This is a genomic window from Clostridium sp. LIBA-8841 (assembly GCF_057782475.1).
In genome coordinates, this window is sequence record NZ_CM173488.1 from 2,305,350 (window position 1) to 2,323,421 (window position 18,072).

Annotated in this window: 11 protein-coding genes; 2 read left to right on the forward strand and 9 right to left on the reverse strand. The window is 30.4% G+C overall.

The window, feature by feature from the left end; translation table 11 throughout:
* Positions 1–127: 127 nt before the first annotated feature.
* Both AC2A4K_RS09985 and AC2A4K_RS09990 read right to left on the reverse strand, forming a co-directional pair.
* A complete protein-coding gene (locus AC2A4K_RS09985) occupies positions 128–2,005 on the reverse strand; it encodes a C40 family peptidase (RefSeq protein WP_322502341.1) in 1,878 nt (625 codons plus the stop codon).
* Between the two features lie 163 nt (positions 2,006–2,168).
* Entirely contained in the window at positions 2,169–2,537 is a 369-nt protein-coding gene (locus tag AC2A4K_RS09990; RefSeq protein ID WP_322502342.1) for a DUF2164 family protein, read from the reverse strand.
* A gap of 198 nt (positions 2,538–2,735) precedes the next feature.
* Here AC2A4K_RS09990 and AC2A4K_RS09995 point away from each other — a divergent pair, with 198 nt between their 5' ends.
* Positions 2,736–3,152, forward strand: coding sequence for a hypothetical protein (locus AC2A4K_RS09995; protein ID WP_322502343.1), 417 nt, complete (start codon positions 2,736–2,738; stop codon positions 3,150–3,152).
* Between the two features lie 98 nt (positions 3,153–3,250).
* On the opposite strand, the gene ybaK is transcribed toward AC2A4K_RS09995, so the two are convergent.
* The 4 genes from ybaK to AC2A4K_RS10015 form a co-directional block, all read right to left on the reverse strand.
* Positions 3,251–3,736, reverse strand: a complete 486-nt coding sequence (gene ybaK / locus AC2A4K_RS10000) for a Cys-tRNA(Pro) deacylase (RefSeq protein ID WP_322502344.1) — start codon at positions 3,734–3,736, stop codon at positions 3,251–3,253.
* A 60-nt stretch (positions 3,737–3,796) separates the two neighbouring features.
* Entirely contained in the window at positions 3,797–4,357 is a 561-nt protein-coding gene (locus AC2A4K_RS10005; protein ID WP_322502345.1) for an AAA family ATPase, read from the reverse strand.
* Positions 4,358–4,446: 89 nt separating this feature from the next.
* Complete coding sequence (locus AC2A4K_RS10010; protein ID WP_322502346.1) at positions 4,447–5,391, reverse strand: ribonuclease Z; 945 nt, start codon at positions 5,389–5,391, stop codon at positions 4,447–4,449.
* 116 nt (positions 5,392–5,507) lie between these two features.
* Positions 5,508–9,935 (reverse strand): discoidin domain-containing protein, encoded by a 4,428-nt coding sequence (locus tag AC2A4K_RS10015; RefSeq protein WP_322502347.1) that lies wholly within the window; start codon positions 9,933–9,935, stop codon positions 5,508–5,510.
* 221 nt (positions 9,936–10,156) lie between these two features.
* Here AC2A4K_RS10015 and AC2A4K_RS10020 point away from each other — a divergent pair, with 221 nt between their 5' ends.
* Complete coding sequence (locus tag AC2A4K_RS10020) at positions 10,157–10,810, forward strand: GntR family transcriptional regulator (protein ID WP_322502348.1); 654 nt, start codon at positions 10,157–10,159, stop codon at positions 10,808–10,810.
* Between the two features lie 30 nt (positions 10,811–10,840).
* Here the strand turns inward: AC2A4K_RS10020 and AC2A4K_RS10025 are convergent, their stop codons facing one another.
* The 3 genes from AC2A4K_RS10025 to AC2A4K_RS10035 all read right to left on the reverse strand — a co-directional run bounded on the left by AC2A4K_RS10025 (position 10,841) and on the right by AC2A4K_RS10035 (position 18,035).
* Positions 10,841–11,593, reverse strand: a complete 753-nt coding sequence (locus tag AC2A4K_RS10025) for a hypothetical protein (protein ID WP_322502349.1) — start codon at positions 11,591–11,593, stop codon at positions 10,841–10,843.
* A gap of 78 nt (positions 11,594–11,671) precedes the next feature.
* On the reverse strand, positions 11,672–12,835 hold the full coding sequence (locus AC2A4K_RS10030) for a YibE/F family protein (RefSeq protein WP_322502350.1): 1,164 nt from the start codon (positions 12,833–12,835) through the stop codon (positions 11,672–11,674).
* 76 nt (positions 12,836–12,911) lie between these two features.
* Entirely contained in the window at positions 12,912–18,035 is a 5,124-nt protein-coding gene (locus AC2A4K_RS10035; RefSeq protein WP_322502351.1) for a CehA/McbA family metallohydrolase, read from the reverse strand.
* Positions 18,036–18,072: the final 37 nt, after the last annotated feature.

An 18,072-nucleotide genomic window follows, 5' to 3' on the forward strand; every position in this document is an offset into this window, starting at 1 on the left:
TTTACAATTTAATTATAATACATTTTCCAAATTTTGTATATCAGGTTAATAAAAAAACAAGTTATGCTTAATTAAACTTTAACTAAACATACCTTGTTCTATAATACATTTATTAATTATGTTAATCTTATAAGACTCTTCTTGCTCTTCCTATTTTACTCCATGGAACTGGTGCAATAGATACAAATTTACCTTTATTAGGCGCCTCTATCCACTGACCATTTCCTATATACATACCTACATGTTGTAAATTACTGAAGAATAATAAGTCCCCTGGTTTAGCATTACTTGGTGAAACCTCATAACCATTGTTTATTTGATCCCATGTTGTTCTTCCTAAGCTAACGCCAGCTTGTCTAAAGCTCCATTGCATTAATCCCGAGCAATCAAAAGCTCTATAATTTCCATTTAAATAACTTGATGGTATATCATAAAACCCTCTAGCCGCATGATCTGGGAAAGTCTTGCTTAAGCTATTTAAAAGACTTTGTGTTATAATTTCTCCTGAACCTCCCCATATATAAGGTGAACCAACTTGTGCCTTCATAACACTTAATACTTTTTCATATTTACTTTGGTTAACTTGTCCACCACCTGAACCTTCACTTGAACCTTCATCTGAAGATACTATTTTAACATATTCTTCATTTAAATAACCTACTTTTCCATTATAGTCTACTTTAAACCATCCTGAAGAAGTTTTTCCTTTTAATGTGAATCTTTCATTAGGTAATAAATATGCTAAAACAGAACTACTAGTATTCGGCTGACTTCTAAGCCTTAAATTAGTTGTTACATTTACAACCTTTCCAGTTTTTCCATTATAAGATTCATCTAAACCATTATTTGAGCTTCCACCTTGATTACCGCCAGAACTTTCATTTCCACTTACCACCTGAACATAATCCCCATGGACATATCCTGTTGTTCCTTGTGCTTCAATATGATACCAAGACCCTTTTTGTCCTTTTATTTTAAAAGTTTGTCCTGAGCTTAATGAGCCAACAACTGAGCTACTTGTACTTGCATCCTGTCTTACTCTTAAAGAGCTACTTACATTTACAACCTTACCTGTTTTTCCAGCTAGTGAAGTATCTAATCCTGATCCATTTTCTGATGATCCTCCACCATTTCCTGAACTACTTCCTGAATTACTTCCACCTACCTGTACATAGTCTCCATGAATATATCCTATAACTCCATTTGCACTTATATAATACCAATCTCCACTTTTACCTTTTATCTCAAATGTTTGTCCACCACTTAAGCTTCCTATAACTGAACTGCTTGTGCTTGGTGATTGTCTAACTCTTAATGAACTACTTACATTTACAACTTTACCAGTTTTTCCTGCCAATGAAGTATCTAGTCCTGAACCATTTTCTGATGATCCTCCACCATTTCCTGAACCACTTCCTGAGCTACTTCCACCTACTTGTACATAGTCTCCATGAATGTATCCTGTAACTCCATTTGCACTTATATAGTACCAAGATCCCTGCTTTCCTTTTATCTCAAATGTTTGTCCACCACTTAAGCTACCTACAACTGAGCTACTTGTGCTTGGTGATTGTCTAACCCTTAAAGAGCTACTTACATTTACAACCTTACCTGTTTTTCCTGCTAATGATGTATCTAAGTTAGAATTACTTTCTCCACTACTATTAGAACTACCATTTAGTTCTTTTACATAGTCTCCGTGTATGTATCCAACTTTACCATTAGCATTTATTTTATACCATGCTCCTTCTTTTCCATCTATATTAAATACTTCTCCATTAGTTAAATAACCAACAACTTCACTACTTGTATTAGGACTTTTTCTAATTCTCAAGTTAGTGCTTATATTTATAACTTGTCCTTTTTTTACCGTTTTCAACTGGTTATTTTCTTCTAATTGACTCGAATTTTTATGTTCAGTTGCATAAGCATTTTCACTATGCGCCGAAACAATACATACTGTTGACACAGCAAAAATCAAGGCTGCTATCTTATTCCTATTCATACAAAATCCTCCCTAGTAGTTATATAATCCCCCACTTAAAATTATCTTCCAACTTATATAATATATTTTTTAAGAAAATTTATCAATAAAATAGTTACAAAAAAATATCAAAAACAACAAAAAGAAGTTGTCTATATTAAATTTTGACAACTTCTATGTTCTATCATCTTTCAATGCTCAATAAGTCATCTGACTTATCTACAATATATTTATAAGAATCTATAACCCCTTGAATATAAAATTGAGCACCTAAATTTTCCACAAAGAATTTTATAAGCTTATCTACTTCCTCATTATCTAAATTTTCATTTTTTTCTAACTCAAAATATTTTAAGAGTTCTTTCTTTAAAAAATCTTTTTTCTCCTTAGAAACATCAAAATTGTTATTTATTGTAACACTACCTTTTTTATTATTATTTATAATAATATCACTTATAAAAAAGCTAGTATAACAATGCCCTTGCTTGTCATAATAGTCCTCTTTATTTCCATAATAACCTTCTTCAATTTTATTTAAATCATTTGTATTCATATAAACTCACGCCTTTAATAATAGTTTTGGAATATATTCCATATATTACATTTTATTCACTACAGCATATTAAAGTTACTTAATATAAGATAATAATCTATAAGTTTTTTCTTATATATATAAAATAAAATTTATAAATCCTCTTAAATTTATGATTATATAAATTAATTTTGTAAATAATAAATTTGAGGTGATTTTATGTACAAAGGAATTGGTGTAAACATGGATAAAGAATATAAAGCTTTAAGAAAAAGAGCTAAGCGTTTTGTTCCTCCATCTTACTATAAAGATAATTATCAATCTAATAATAATGAGTATTGTAGCTGCCATGATTATGATGAAGATAATGACAATCTTAATGATTACTCATTTTTTGATGCTATGGAAGATATGAAAGATTGTGTTCAATCAAATGATAATAGTTGTAGAATAAGATCTTGCCTATTAGATAAAGAAGTGGAGATAAACAAGAAAATGATTATTGTTTCTTGTATTGGCGCTGCTGCAGGAATCATAGGTATGACCTATGCAATAAAGAAAATGAATTCCAAGCCACAAAAAAGATTTTTAACAGCTACTCCAACCTTAATGAAATTTGCTAAAAATATGTTTTAAAGAAATGAGCCACATAAAAATATTTATGTGGCTTTTTAATATTTAATTATATATTGCTAAATAAATTTGTATATTTAAAATTAACTAAATAATTAATATTATTTTATTAGGAATCCAAATTCACCTTCTATTACTTTTATTAAATCTTCTGGATTTAATTTTATTTGGTGACCTATTTTCCCTGCACTAACTATCATAAAATCTAAATCTTTTGCACTTTCGTGTATAAATGTTTTATAATGACGTTTAAGACCTATTGGAGAGCATCCACCACGAATGTAACCTGTATATTTCATTATATCCTTAACAGCTATCATCTCAATCTTTTTTTCGCCTGCTATTTTAGCTGCATTCTTTAAATCTAACTCTTCTGCTACTGGTATAACGAAAACATATAATTCTTTACTTGTTCCCTGTGCTACTAATGTCTTAAACACATGTTCTTCATCTATTCCAATTTTATGCGCTACAGATACTCCATCAATTTTCCCATCATTACTCTCATAACTTAACATGTCATAAGGTATTTTTTTTGAATCTAGTATTCTCATAGCATTTGTCTTAAGTATTTTTTCTTTAGCCATTTTTACACCTCTAATAATATGATTACCTACCTATTTTATCATATACAGACTTACATTTCCTTATAATCCATTTTGAACAACAAAGTCTGTAATCTCTTTAGTTAATTTCTGAAAAGAACCACTATTATCAACAGTAAAATCACATAAATCAATTATTTTCCCTGTATTCTTTTCAAGATTATCTTCAGAATTCTGTTCATAACCATCTCTACTTTTTAGTCTTCCTCTTCTAACATTTTCATCACATTTAACACCTAAGGTCTTAAATCCACTCTTTTTCCAAAACTCATAATCTTCATAGGTTCTTCCACCAGTTACTATTATAAGTTGTTCATTATCTATTTCAAGTATAGAACTCTTTTTAAACTTATCTAAAATTCTTCCTAAAACGTAATAACTTAAAAAGTTCTCATCTATTTCCTTTAGTTTCATGGCAGTATCCACATAAAACTCTCTTTTTTTATTCTCCCACTTATCCGTAGCTAAAAATATACAAGACATATGCCTAACTAAATCTCCTATATTAAAGAAACTAACACTTTTCTCTGAATATTCATTTATAAGTCTAGCTACTGTATCTTTTCCTGAACCCTTTTCTCCAAAAACTATTAACCCCTTCATACCATCAATTCCTTTCTTAGTTATAACACTATATACTAATTATAACATTTATTGGAATTTTTAAACATCTTATTTTTATTCTCTATAAATTATTCTTCGAAATTTAAGGTTCTTTCCTCACCATCACTACCAACATAGGAATTTTCAAAAACCACTCTGGCATTATGTATAAATTCATCTGGCTTATTCATAGCTGGACTAAAATGAGTTAATAATAATTCCTTAACATCTCCATCTTTAGCTAAATTACTTGCTTCTTTAAATGTCATATGTTTATTTTTTATGGCCTTATGTATATCATATTCGCTTCCATAAGTTCCTTCACATATAAATAAATCACTATCTTTTATGAAAGAAGGAATTGTTGCTATTGGCCTAGTATCTGTAGTGTAGCTTACCTTAATTCCTTTACGACTTTCTCCAAGGACCATATCTCTAGAATACTTGATTCCTTCAAACTCTACTTCATTATTTTTTTGTAATTTAGACCATAGTGTCTTAGGAACATTATTTTTTACTGCTTTCTCCACATCAAATTTTCTTTCTCTTTTTATATAAAAAGAATAGCCAAAACAAGGTGCTGAATGTTCTAAATCTAATGTATGTATTATAATATCTGACTGTTCTCCATCCCCTACTAATTCAATATTTTCTTTATTTACCTTAAATTCGCCTTTTTTCAAACCTTCTATAATTCTAAGCTCACATGGTAAGTATGTTAAAACAACACTAAAACCTTTTATAACATTACTTATTCCTTCAGGGCCAATTACATAAATAGGTTCTTCTCTTCCGCTATTTCCAATTGTAGAAAGCAATCCTGGCAACCCATTAACATGATCTCCATGGATATGACTTATACAAATTAAATCTATACTCTTAAAGCCAGTTCCAGCTACTCTCATAGCTACCTGAGTACCTTCTCCACAATCTAAAAGAATTTTTCTTCCTTTATAATTCATAATTATTGATGATAAAAATCTATTAGGCATTGGCATTCCTCCACCAGTACCAAGTAAAGTTAAATTTAACATATAAAAATCTCCTTATAAAATACTTACTTTTATTATATATTAACTCTTTATTTCTATATAAATTCAAAAAAGACTAGAATTCAATAATTCTAGTCTTTTTCTTATTTTCATATTAATTATCTTGCTGTTCTTAAAGTTATTGACTCTTTGCTAGAAATCTCTCCATTTGAATACTTAGCTGCTATTTTAAAGTTGTAAATTGTATGTCTACTTAATCCTTTAAATTGATAAGTAGTTTCATCAGCACCAACTTCTCCAACCTTCTTACCATCCTTATAAAGAATGTATCCTTCTAAGCCTTCAGTTGTTTCTGGAGCCTCCCAAGTTACAGTTACATCTTTTTTATTAACCTCTGAAGCAACAAAGTTTCTTACTGGATTAATGATTATATCTACACTTCCCTTACTTACTTCTACTTCTCCACTTGTTAGTCCTAATTCATGAACATTTCCACTTTCTCCATCACCTAAGTTTGCTGAGATTATCTCAAAAGTCTCTTTTTCTGATTCACTCTTAGGAGTAAGTGTTGCTTTTATTAAATTAGTAGCATTTTCTATAGGTTTTCCTAAACTAGCAGCTACTATTTTAACTACACCTGGTTCTATTTCTTTATGATTGACAAAAACTCCCTCTATTCCATTTGTAACTTCAACTAAATCAAATATTTCTTGATTATATTTCAAAGTAAATTCTGCTGCATAAGCTGATAAATCTTCTTTTATTTCATTAGCACCTAAGAAAATATCGAAATTTTCATTTACTTTAACACTTTCAGGTAGTGTTAAGAAACTTTCTCCAACAATTTCTTCTGGAACCTCTAAAGACTTATGAACATTTAACTCAGCTGCTGAAGCAAATCCACCATGACCGGCCTTAGCTACTAATCTTACATGAGTTGCATTAACAGCATCAAAATTTAATACTTTTGTACTATTATCTGCTGTCCAATTTCCCTCTGCTACCTTAGTGAAATTCTCTCCATCTGTACTTACTTGTAATTCATACTCACTTATACTTCCATTTAAACCATTTTGTCTAGGCATATATGTGAATTTATTTATATCATAACTTCCACCTAAATCTAAAGTAATGTGTTGAGGTAATTTATCTACTGGGCTCCATTTTGTGTGCCAAATAGTACTTTCATCTCCATCTATAGCAAACTCAGCAAGTCCCTCTGTTCCTATATTAGGATGCTCACTACTTGCAGTAGCCTTCATTTGCTCTTGAGGAATAACTGTAGGATCTGTAATTTTTACAGCTCCATCTTTAACAGTTATTTCATCTATACTTCCTTTAAAGGAATTAGTTGAACTTCCTATTCTATCTAATGGTAATATAAATGTTCCTACTTTACCTCCATTACTCTTCTTAATAACATCAGTAAGCTCACCATTTACATAAAGAGATGTCTGATTTAATTTACCTACAAAGGTTAATTCAACCCATTCACCTTCAGGTAATTTATAATTAAATGAATAGTCATAACCTTCTCTTGAGAAACCAACATTACCAGTTTCTTTTTGACAAGCTTTTAATAATCCTGTATTAGATTCTGATAATATTTGTTCACTATAGTCTCCATTAGCATCCTTCTTAACCCACATAGAAACTGTATAATCTAACCCTTTGTTATCTACTGGAGTATCAATATAACTTTCTCCTCCATTTAATTTAATTCCTTTTCCCTCTTTACCTTCTACAGATTCTACATTTCTTCCTGTAGCATCATATTCATTTCCAGAGTTGTCTGTAATATTTTCTGATATATCTCCTTCAAAGTCATAATCAATTACTGTTTCAGTTTTAGATTCTACATCATAAGTTAAGTTAGAACCTGGAACATCACTTACCTTATCAACTCTTTCTTTAAATTCATCAAAGCTAGTCTCACTATCAGGTGCTGCCCACATTTTTTCTGATAACACTTGGGCTGCTTGGAATGATCTATCATAAATATCTCTCTCAGATATTCCATTTGCTTTTTCATCTATCATATCATTCCATACAGCAAACATTCCGCCTTTTAATTGAGGATGACCTGCTGGAAGTTTATAATTTGAAGCAAACCTTCTTGGCTCCCACTCATTATATAAAAATTTTGTGTTAAGATAGTTATTATAATATCCTGCCTCTGGAACTATATAAAGATCTGCATCCTGTGTATTTAAAATATCATAACCTTGATTTATCATATTTCTAGCATCAGCATATCCTCTATACCAAATATTCATAAGAGCTCCATCACTAGTTACAGGTGTTTCTCCTGGGAAAACATCTAAACTTCCCCATAATCTTGGTCTTCTTCCATATTCATCTCTTACCTTTTTAAGATATCTATCTGTAAATGCTCTAAATTCCTCTTTTTTCTCAGGAGCACCTTTATATTCATCTGTTCCAATATGGAAATCTTGATCACTAAATACTGGATCTTCCCCTCCTAAATACTCATCAAACAAACCATCTACAAAATCATAAACCTCTGGATTACCTACATCTAAATAAGTGGCATCTCCTCCAGTACCTAAAGCTAAAGATGGATTATAACGAGTAAATGCTAGAGAATGTGCAGGAACATCTATTTCTGGAATTATCTCTACTCCATGATCATCAGACATTTCTATAAAATCTCTAAATTCATCCTTAGTATAGCTACCATCTGTTGCTGTTAATCCAGGATAAGTATCATTTTCTAATCTAAAGGCAGCATAAGCAGTTTCCCAATTCTCCTCAGTAGTCCAAATATAATTATCACTTAAGTGAACTTGGAAATTATTCATCTTATACCATGACATAGCTTCCATAAATTGTTCTAGATAATCCATGGTGAAGAATTTTCTTCCTACATCAAGCATAAATCCTCTATTTTCATACCTTGGGAAATCTCTAACTATACCCATTGGGATATTATCACCATTTTGCTTTAATATTTGTAGTATTGATCTAGTCGAATAGAAAGCACCTGTATCATGAGTAGCTTCAACCTTTAAGTAATCAGCTACATACATATAGTATCCTTCTTCTCCTATACTCTTATCTTCACAATCTAAAGTAAAATAAAAATCTCCTTTTTTAGGTGAGTTTGAATAAACAATTTCAATAGGTTTCTTAACTATCTCCTCATAGTCAGCTTTAAATTCACTTGAAGTTTTACTTAATTCATTTTCATAAGAAGGATCAATAACTATTCTTGAAGAATCAGTTATGGTAAAATTTCCATCTGTTCCAACCCACTCTCTTAAAGTAGGAACAACTTCTGGCTTACTATTGCTTCCTAAAGATCCTGAATATTTACCTGGTACATTTATTTCTATACCAGCTGTCTCTCTTTTTTCATTCCCCTTTTTAATTTCAAAGTCTACAATTACAGTAGTATCCACTAAAGGTTCATTTATTGTCATATCATCATTTATGATTTGACTATAATCAGCTCCAATAAATGATATCTCATAGCCTTGTGGCACCTCTGGCATTTGAAGTTCAGAATCTCCCTTATTTATAGTAGGAACCTCTATAGAACTTACAACTTCATCAATATTACTTGATGATGGTATTTCTCCATTATATATCTCTACTTCATATAATGATACAGAGCTCCATACCTCTGGATTATTTTTTTCACAAAATACCCTTACATATCTAGCATTTTGTTTTTCAGAAAGTTCTATGGTTTCAACTCCACCTTTTCCAGCTTCATTTCTATGAATAGTTGTCCAATTTTCATTGTCATTAGAAGTTTGAACCTCGTAAACCTTTGCATTAGCAGCTTCCCAGAATAATCTCACCTTATCAAAAGTGCTCTCTTTTTCTAAGTCAATAGTTATCCATTGCTTAGCTCCATTTGAGAATGCTCCACTTGACCATCTGGAAGTTTTTGAAGATGTATCCCCATCTACAACCTTGTCAGGAGTAAGAGCATTAGTCTCTGATGCAGATGCCGTAGCAGTCTTATTTAAAGCAATATTAACTCCTGTTTCTGTTTCAGGTGGTGCTGTTTCACCTTCATTATCATAAACTTCGACTTCATATATTGATACATTTCCCCACTCATGTGCTGTATCCTCACAACTAACTCTTAAATAATTAGCAGTTACATCCTCCTCAAGATTTATAGATTCTTGATTTCCTTTTCCATCACTAGTTGTATAAACTTCTCTCCAAGTTTCTGCATCATCTGAAACTTCTAACTTATAATTTCTAGAATATGCTCCATCCCAAAGAATATCAACTTGATCAAAGGTAGTTGATTCTTCAAAATCTATATATACCCATTGTGGTACACTTCTTTCACTAGCCCATCTAGAATTACCAGGTTTAGCATTTGGATCACTTGATTTATCCTTAATTCCATCTGTTATGAGCTCTGCTCCCCACTTATCACTAACCTCTCTTGAGGAAGCTACAGCTCTCTTATTTAAGGCTAAATTCACTTTATCTGTTTTGTTTACCTCTGTTGCAAAAACAGATAAACCATTAGCTGAAACTATACTAGCTACTATACCACAAGCTATTAGCCTTTTTATTTTCTCCCTATTCTTTAACAAAATTCCACCCCCCAAAATTTTAAAGTATTATTACATACTATATTTATTCAGCACATTAAATATATATGAATAATTTCCCTAAAATATGTTAATTAAATTTTTTTAATCCCTGCAATTCTTAATTTTATTTAAGTTAAAGCCTTCTTTATGATTTACAATTATAACCCTAAATGATAAAATCAATTAAGTACATATATAAATCTCTGGGGTGTGATATTATAATGACTAAACGTACAAAAACACCAAACTATATAAAAATAGCTATTGATATAGCTAATAGAGTTTTAAATAATGATTTTGAAGAAGGAAGTAAAATTACAGGTCGTACAACATTAGTTAGCATATATAAGGTTTCTCCAGAAACTATAAGACGTTCAGTGGCTTTGCTTAAAGATATGAATGTAGTGTCTGTTAATGAAAAGAGTGGCATAATAATAAATAGTAAAGAAAGTGCTAAGGATTTTTTAAGTAAGTTTAAGACTCAATCTGACTTCACAACACTTAGTAATGACACTTATAAAATATTAAAGGCTAAGATGGAATTGGACAAGCAGCTTGAAGAAAATATAGAAAATATGATTGAATTTGCTACTCAACTTAGGAATGTAGGAACCGTTATTCCTTTTGAAAGTATAGTTGAAAGTGAAAGTTTTGCAGTTGGTAAGAGTATTGGCGACTTAAATTTCTGGCAAAATACTAAAGCAACAATAATAGGTGTAAAAAGAAATGGTGAATTATTTTTATCACCTGGTCCATACTTCAAAATAATGGCTAATGATATAATAATGTATGTTGGTGAAGATGAGGTTTTAGAAAATGTAAAGAATTATATATCTAAAATTAGTACTTTTTCAAATGAAAAAATAGTACAGTAGTAACTTAAATGTTACACTGTACTATTTATTTTATAAATAATTACATTCTTTTTCTTTTAATGATCTTTTATCAAAAGGATTATTAATTAATGCTTTTAGGAATAATTGGGGATAATTTGCTTTTAACTGTTTCATATACTGAACCCATTCAAAAGCTAAATATCTATAAGCAACATTTATATCTAATTCTAAATGTTGAACTTCATAAGCTTCTAAATTATGGGAACATCTACTGCTTAATTCTTCTCTTAAATGAAGTATTGACATGAGCATTTCCGAAAACTCCTCGTGTTCTATTAACATCGGGTTAGTTATTAAATTAATAACTAAATCCTTTTGAGTATTTAACTTCTTTTCCAAAGCTATTAAATCTATTTTTTCAATATCTACTTTATACTCATATTCATTAACTACTTTTTCTAAATTTTTAAAGTCATTCTTATCCCATTCCTTAGTAACTATGGCTTCCTTTGCAATAAGCTCTGTATTATTATCTGTATGAACAAATGTATCTAAAATATCGGTTCCTAATTCGCTGAAGAAAACACCTATAAGCATGCTTAGTTTGTCCTTTAAATGCTCTTTTTCTCTCTTTTCAAGTAATTTATCAATTACCAAAGTAGTAAAGAACACTTCCATAGGTATGAAAGCTATATCAGCAAAAAGAAATATTAATGTATGATGTAAATCTTGAAAGACAAGATAATGTACATAATGTAAAAATAGGGATAATCCTATTAAGCCAATTCCAATTATTAAAAACTCTTTCTTTTGTTTGCTCATTCTAGTCCTCCTTATTAGTCTTAAGTAAATTCTTAATTAATAATACTTGGAATTTTATACTATCATATTATGGTAGTATTATGAAAGACTTTTAACACTTTTTTTTAAATTTAAATTACAAAGATAGCTTGCTATAAAGGCTGTTATTGGTACAGTAAGTATAATTCCTATACTTCCTGAAAGCCCTTGTATAATCTCTATACACAATACATCTAAGTTTAACATTTGATTTTTACTCATATTGGAAGCATAAAGCATTATTATTGTGTTTAGAGAACCTCCAGCAAAAGCTAAAATTAATGTATTAGCCATAGTTCCTATTATGTCTTTTCCTATATTCATTCCACTTTTAAACAAACCTTTTTTAGTTAGACCACTATTCACCTGATTTATCTCAAAAATTGAGGATGAAATTGACATTGCCACATCCATAACAGCGCCTAAGGAAGCTATTAAAATAGCTGCAAACATTATTCCATGAATATTTAAAGATGTATTTTCTGCTATATACATCATACTCTCGGCTTCTGCCATACTAATACCTGATAATTTAGCAATATTTCCAAAACTTATTGCTATTCCCCCTGATATAATAATTCCAATTAAAGTTCCTAAAATAGCTGTAAAGGTCTTTTTATTCACTCCCGAAACTAAAGTCAATGTAACAACAATACTTATAAAAGATGAAAAAATTGCAGCTGCTATAGGATTTACTCCCCTTAGCATTAAAGGAATCATTAAGAATATTATACAAACACAGGTAAAAAATAAAGAAACTAAGGATTTTACTCCCTTAAATCCTCCTACTCCTATTATTACTATTACAAATAATAAGCCTAATAAAAATATTATGTTACTTCTTTTATAGCTATAGACAGCTATATCTTTTATTTCCTCTCCTTCATAGAAAAAACCTAATATCACCTTAGTATCTTCTTTAACCGGCATATTATAAACTCTACTAATATTATTTACAATTTCATATTCCTTTCCTTTTTCAGGTCCTTCTAAAATTTCTATTACTATATTTTGATATCCTAGCTCTATACCTTCTATGTATTTATCTCCTTCTAACATTTCCTTAGTTATTCTCTTTACTTTTCCCTCATAATATTGAACATTCTTATTCAACCTATCATTAATAAAGCCACTATCAAATATGAACTTTGAAATTCCTACAATAAAAAAAGATAATAAAACTATACTCACTAAAAAAATAATGCTTTTTTTACTATTTTTCATAATACTTCTCCCACTACCCCAATTAATTATTATTGAAGCTGGCCTAAAAAAGGCCAGCCCTAAAATTTACAAACTATTATCTTACTCTTTTCTTTTTAGAAATAATGAAGAAACCTACAGCTAAATATAAAACTCCAAATATCACAAGGATATTAGAATTCATTCTATTTCCTGTGTTAGGTAATTCATCTGGCTTTTCTGTGTCTGGATCATCTGTATCTGGTTTATCTTCTCCACCTGATCCATTATCTGAGTCATCTCCATCATCTCCTGGATTTTCACCATTTCCTGGATTTTCATCACTGTCCTCTTCTAAAACTAATAATAGGAAATTTTTATTGTTAGTCTCTATTTCATCCCCTTCTGAATCAAAAAGCTTTATGCTTATATCATATTTTCCTTGATTTTCAAAAGAATAATCAAAAGTTACTTCCTTAATTTCATTAATTCCTAAAGAAGTAAAATTCTCTTCTCTTAATAAAATTTCCTCTTTTCCATTATTAGCAAAGATTTTAGCAGTTATATTTTCTAAAGCTTTATTAGTAGTATTTTCTATCTTAGCTACTAAACTTACCTTTTCATTTTCCTTTATTTCATTTTTATCTCCTAAAACCTCAGTATTTATAGTTCCAATGTTTTCTTCTTCTTGAAGAACTATTTCGCCAGTATTTCTTACCCTTAATCTATTTCCTTCTGGATCTTCTGAGCTAAGTCCTATTGCTGAAACAGTATCTCCAACCTTTATTCTTGGATCCCACTTACCTTTCATATCTTCATTTATTCCATCCCATATATATCCTTCAACATATACTCTTGAAACTCCTGAACCATCATCTAAGTAAAGGTTACTCTCATTCATATCAACAACTTTTCCAGTTACTTTAGTTAGCCATCCTTCATTTTCATGACGCATACTATCTCCAGTACTCATTTCTTTAGGCATAACTTCATTTATATTTTCATCAATTATCTCTAAATCTGCATCTTCATCACTTATTTGTATCTCAAATTCACCTTGGTATGCTTCTACTCTTCCTTTAACCCTTACTTTTTGTCCAACTTTTACAGGAGTATTGGAAACGCCAAAAACATTTATTCCACCAGTTTCATCTTGAATATAAATAACCTCAAAGAAAGCATTTTTAGGTTCTATAGCTTCTGATTGAGCAGTTACAGTTCCCTCTAAAACATATTCTTCACCTAATCTATCTGGAACTCCATCTCCATCCTTATCTTCTCTAAATTCCTTAATAGTAAGCTTTTCTGCTTCTTTTTCAGGTAACATCCAATTTATAATATTTTCTGTTATTGACTTATTACTTTTACTTTCAGCATTAGTTCCATCTATTTCAAAGTTTGAGAAGAAAGTACTTCCACCTACAGCAACTTTTCCTCCATTAGATAATTCTTCTACTGCTAAGACATTAACTTCCCCTTTTTCTACTGGAACATTATCACCCTGTTTATCTGAATCATCTGCTCCTGTAGTTTCATTACCATTTACTAAGAAATCAACATTTTCTCCCTTAGCTCCATCTTTTAATATTACCGATGCTCCACTATAGAAACTGAATTTATCCTCTTCACCTAAGCCTTCAACAAGATTGAAATTAGGAGAAGAATACTTATTTAACATAAGTCTAAATTGTTGTCCCTCATTGACCTCATAATCTGCAACTTGGTCATCATTTACTCTTAGCTCTGAATTTATCTTTTCTAAAATAGGATTTAATTGAGCTGAGTTACTATAATCTCCAATTCCATCTTTATAGTCTGCTCTTGAAGTAATTATTATATTTCCACCATTAGCCATGTATTTTCCTATAGCATCAATTTCTGAAGGTGTAAAATTGCTCTTATATACATCATAATCAGGTTCATCAGTTCCTTGGGGGTCTGTTATAACTAATAAATCAACATTTTTTAATGATTCCTCTGTTATTTCTTCTTTGTTTATTATAGGAATACAATCATTATCTGTTAATAACTTCTCAAAGGCATCTATTTTGCCAGCATAGTTTCCTGTTACATATTGGTTAGCATGAGCTCCATCTATCATTACCTTGTAGACATCACCTTCATTTACAACTTCTAACTTAGAACTCTTAGTAAAGACCTTATCTGTTCCATTTATTGAAATTGTAGCTCTTGCATAAATAGTAAATTCTCCTGCTCTTTCTGGTTTCCATGTTAAAGTGCTTTCTTTTACACTATTGCTATCTAAAATCTCTATATTTTCTTCTCCAATTTTATTTTCCTCTGAAATTTCTCCATTGAAGAATTCAACTTTTATATTATTTAATGACTCTAAACTATTATTGTAAACTTCTACTGAGAACTTAGCTTCATCCCCTACTAGAAGCATTTCTTTATCAACTTTTAATTCATTTAATCCTACATTTACATTTTCCCCAATCCATACAGGCGCTGTTACTGCAATGTCTTTGTCTTCTTGTATAACTTTCACATAATAATAGCTATACTCTGGTTTAAGCTCAAAATTCCAAGAAACCTCATTGCTATTAAATTCCTTTGAAATAACTTCAACCCCACCATTAGCTATAATTGAAACTTTTTTTATAGTATCATTTTTATCTTGATCATTTATTGAAATATTAAACTCTAAGTTCTCTACTTCTCCTAAATTACTTCCCATGATTTGATTGTTAACAGCATAATCAATAGTCATGTTTTTATCTTCTGAAGAGTAAACTTGCTTTTTACTCATAGCTTCATATAAAGCATCTCTTGATTTCTCTTCTGCTAATACTATTGTTCTAGCATCATTAGCTGTAAGCCACTTTCCCTTATGGTTATCTTGGTTATTAGTAGGTGCAACATGCCATCCCTTATCTAAAGCCCTTGTGTAGTATTCATAGCTTGGGAAATATCCACTACCTCTTACAGGTCCTTCTCCATTTCCAACTTCTATTAAATTAACAACTTTATCTGTACTTTCACTATAAAAACCAAAGTCTGCAAAGTCACCAAAAGTTTTTCCAGGGTGATTTAATTGAGAAACTGACTCTGGTACTTGTGAAATTGTATCATAATAAGTTTTTAGATCCATCTTGCTATTTTTTCTTGTTTCAAAACCTGGAGTATTGAAGGTGTTTATATGTCCCCATCCTCCAGTAGATCCTGACCAAGTCATTTCATAACCATACATAGCAACAAAATCGCCATCTTTATTGTATTTATTAGATATATTTTGAGCATTAGACCAAGCCTTACTCATAGATCCATCATTTATACTAGCTGCAGTATCATTATCAAACCAGTTTGAGTGGTCCGTTACAGCAAAATAATCGGCATTTCCTTCATCTCTCGCCCACTTGTAAGCATCATCTAAGCTTCCAGTTCCATCTGAAATATTAGTGTGTGAATGTAGTTGACCATAATAATGATTTATCTTTCCAACTCTAAACTTCCATTCCTTACTAGCATTATTTCCTAAAGAATCCCTTAAACTAACTTCTACTCTATGTTCACCATCTTCTAAATCTTCCTTCACTTCATATGAGAAGCCTTCTTCTGTTATCTCTGCCTTTGCTGTTATGTCTTTATTGTTTAATTTAATAGTTATACTTTCTAAGTTTATTCCTGAATTATCAATAAACTCTCCACTTATAATAGGTCTTCTATTTTCTCCAACACTTGAATTTTCTTTTGGCAGAACATTTTTAACCTCTGGTCCACTTAAATCTTCGTCTACTATTTCAACGTAATATGATCCATTTTCAGGTACTCTTGAAACATTCTTACCATCACTAGCTTCAATATAATATTCTATTCCAGAAGCTCTTAGCTCTTCCTTAAGTATTGTAGACTTAAATATTCCATCTACTTCTGTGGCTATTAATTTTTTAAATTCATTTTCTTCTGTTCCTTTAAAACTAATAGATACCTCTGTTACTTTATTATTATCACTTACTCTAGCTTCAATATTTAAATCCTCATTTATATTAGCTTTTTCAATCTTTTCATGTGCTATTATAGGACTTTCATTATCCTCAACTATTTTTATGAACTCTGCTGAAGCACCATAAAGCTGAACAGTCTCCTTAAATCTACCAACTACTCCCTTTACATCTACTAAGTCTCCAGTTTTAACATCTAAACCAGAAGGGATAAAGTAAATATCTAAAACATCCTCTCCTTGAGTTAATGTTTTAGCTTCTAAGTCCACCACTGCATTTTTTATTTCAATATAATGAGAATCAAAATTCTCCTCTTTTAATTCCTTTATAGTAACTACCTTAGGATTTGGCATTCCTATATTTTCTAAAACCTTTATTTTAGTAGCTTGTACTTGAAGTAATGCATTAAAATCATCTAAAGTACCACTTATTTCAATCTTATCACCATTAACAATAGATGATAAATCAACTCCTGATTCAAAGTTTGAAACTGCAATCGCTCCTGTTTCATCCTGTATATGAAGAGTTTTATTTCTATCGTTAAAAGTCACTATTCCTCTTATAGTAACTTCTTCTCCCAAGGTCTTTTCCCTTGCTTCTTTTACCTTAATAACTTTTTCTGAAGGATTTTCTCCCTCACTCCATGAAACATCATGTTTTCCTAAATCATCATATAAATTTTCTAAATTTACATCCCACTGTATGTTTATATCAAAAGGTGTATTATCTATGTTCTTTTCGCCATTTTTTATTTCAGCTTTTCTTCTAGCACTTATAGTTTTACTGCTATAAAAATTATTCCCCTTTTCAGTCTTTGCTCCAAAGGAATCTATTATTTCATATCCATTTCCAGTGTTTTTTCTAAGTAGTAAGACATCATCTCCATTAAACCCTACTGGTTGGCTTCCTACTCCTAATTTATTTTCTAGGCCTTCTATAACTGTATTAAAATTTTCATCTTTTCCTTGATTGTTATAAAGTACAAAGGTTTCTCCATTTTCTATAACCTTATCCTCTAAACTTTGAGAAACTGGACTTCCATCATATTTTCCATTTGAATATATAGCTAAATCATAATTAGAAAGATTTACCCCTTCTCCTGTACCGTTATAAATTTCAATAGCCTTTGAATTAGATGGCCCATGTAAATATTCTGATATTATCAAGTCATCTGCTTGTGCTTTAATTTCCTTAGCTAAAGCTGGATAAGCAGTAAATAGACTCCCTATCATACTTAAAGATAATGCTTTGGTTATTAAAAGCTTATAATTCTTTTTCATATAAATCCCCCTTAAAATAAACTAAAGATGCTACTCC

Coding starts and splice junctions, on each gene's coding strand:
- AC2A4K_RS09985 (WP_322502341.1), bottom strand. CDS start 2,005: ATGAATAGGAATAAGATAGCAGCCTTGATTTTTGCTGTGTCAACAGTA.
- AC2A4K_RS09990 (WP_322502342.1), bottom strand. CDS start 2,537: ATGAATACAAATGATTTAAATAAAATTGAAGAAGGTTATTATGGAAAT.
- AC2A4K_RS09995 (WP_322502343.1), top strand. CDS start 2,736: ATGTACAAAGGAATTGGTGTAAACATGGATAAAGAATATAAAGCTTTA.
- ybaK (WP_322502344.1), bottom strand. CDS start 3,736: ATGGCTAAAGAAAAAATACTTAAGACAAATGCTATGAGAATACTAGAT.
- AC2A4K_RS10005 (WP_322502345.1), bottom strand. CDS start 4,357: ATGAAGGGGTTAATAGTTTTTGGAGAAAAGGGTTCAGGAAAAGATACA.
- AC2A4K_RS10010 (WP_322502346.1), bottom strand. CDS start 5,391: ATGTTAAATTTAACTTTACTTGGTACTGGTGGAGGAATGCCAATGCCT.
- AC2A4K_RS10020 (WP_322502348.1), top strand. CDS start 10,157: ATGACTAAACGTACAAAAACACCAAACTATATAAAAATAGCTATTGAT.
- AC2A4K_RS10025 (WP_322502349.1), bottom strand. CDS start 11,593: ATGAGCAAACAAAAGAAAGAGTTTTTAATAATTGGAATTGGCTTAATA.
- AC2A4K_RS10030 (WP_322502350.1), bottom strand. CDS start 12,835: ATGAAAAATAGTAAAAAAAGCATTATTTTTTTAGTGAGTATAGTTTTA.
- AC2A4K_RS10035 (WP_322502351.1), bottom strand. CDS start 18,035: ATGAAAAAGAATTATAAGCTTTTAATAACCAAAGCATTATCTTTAAGT.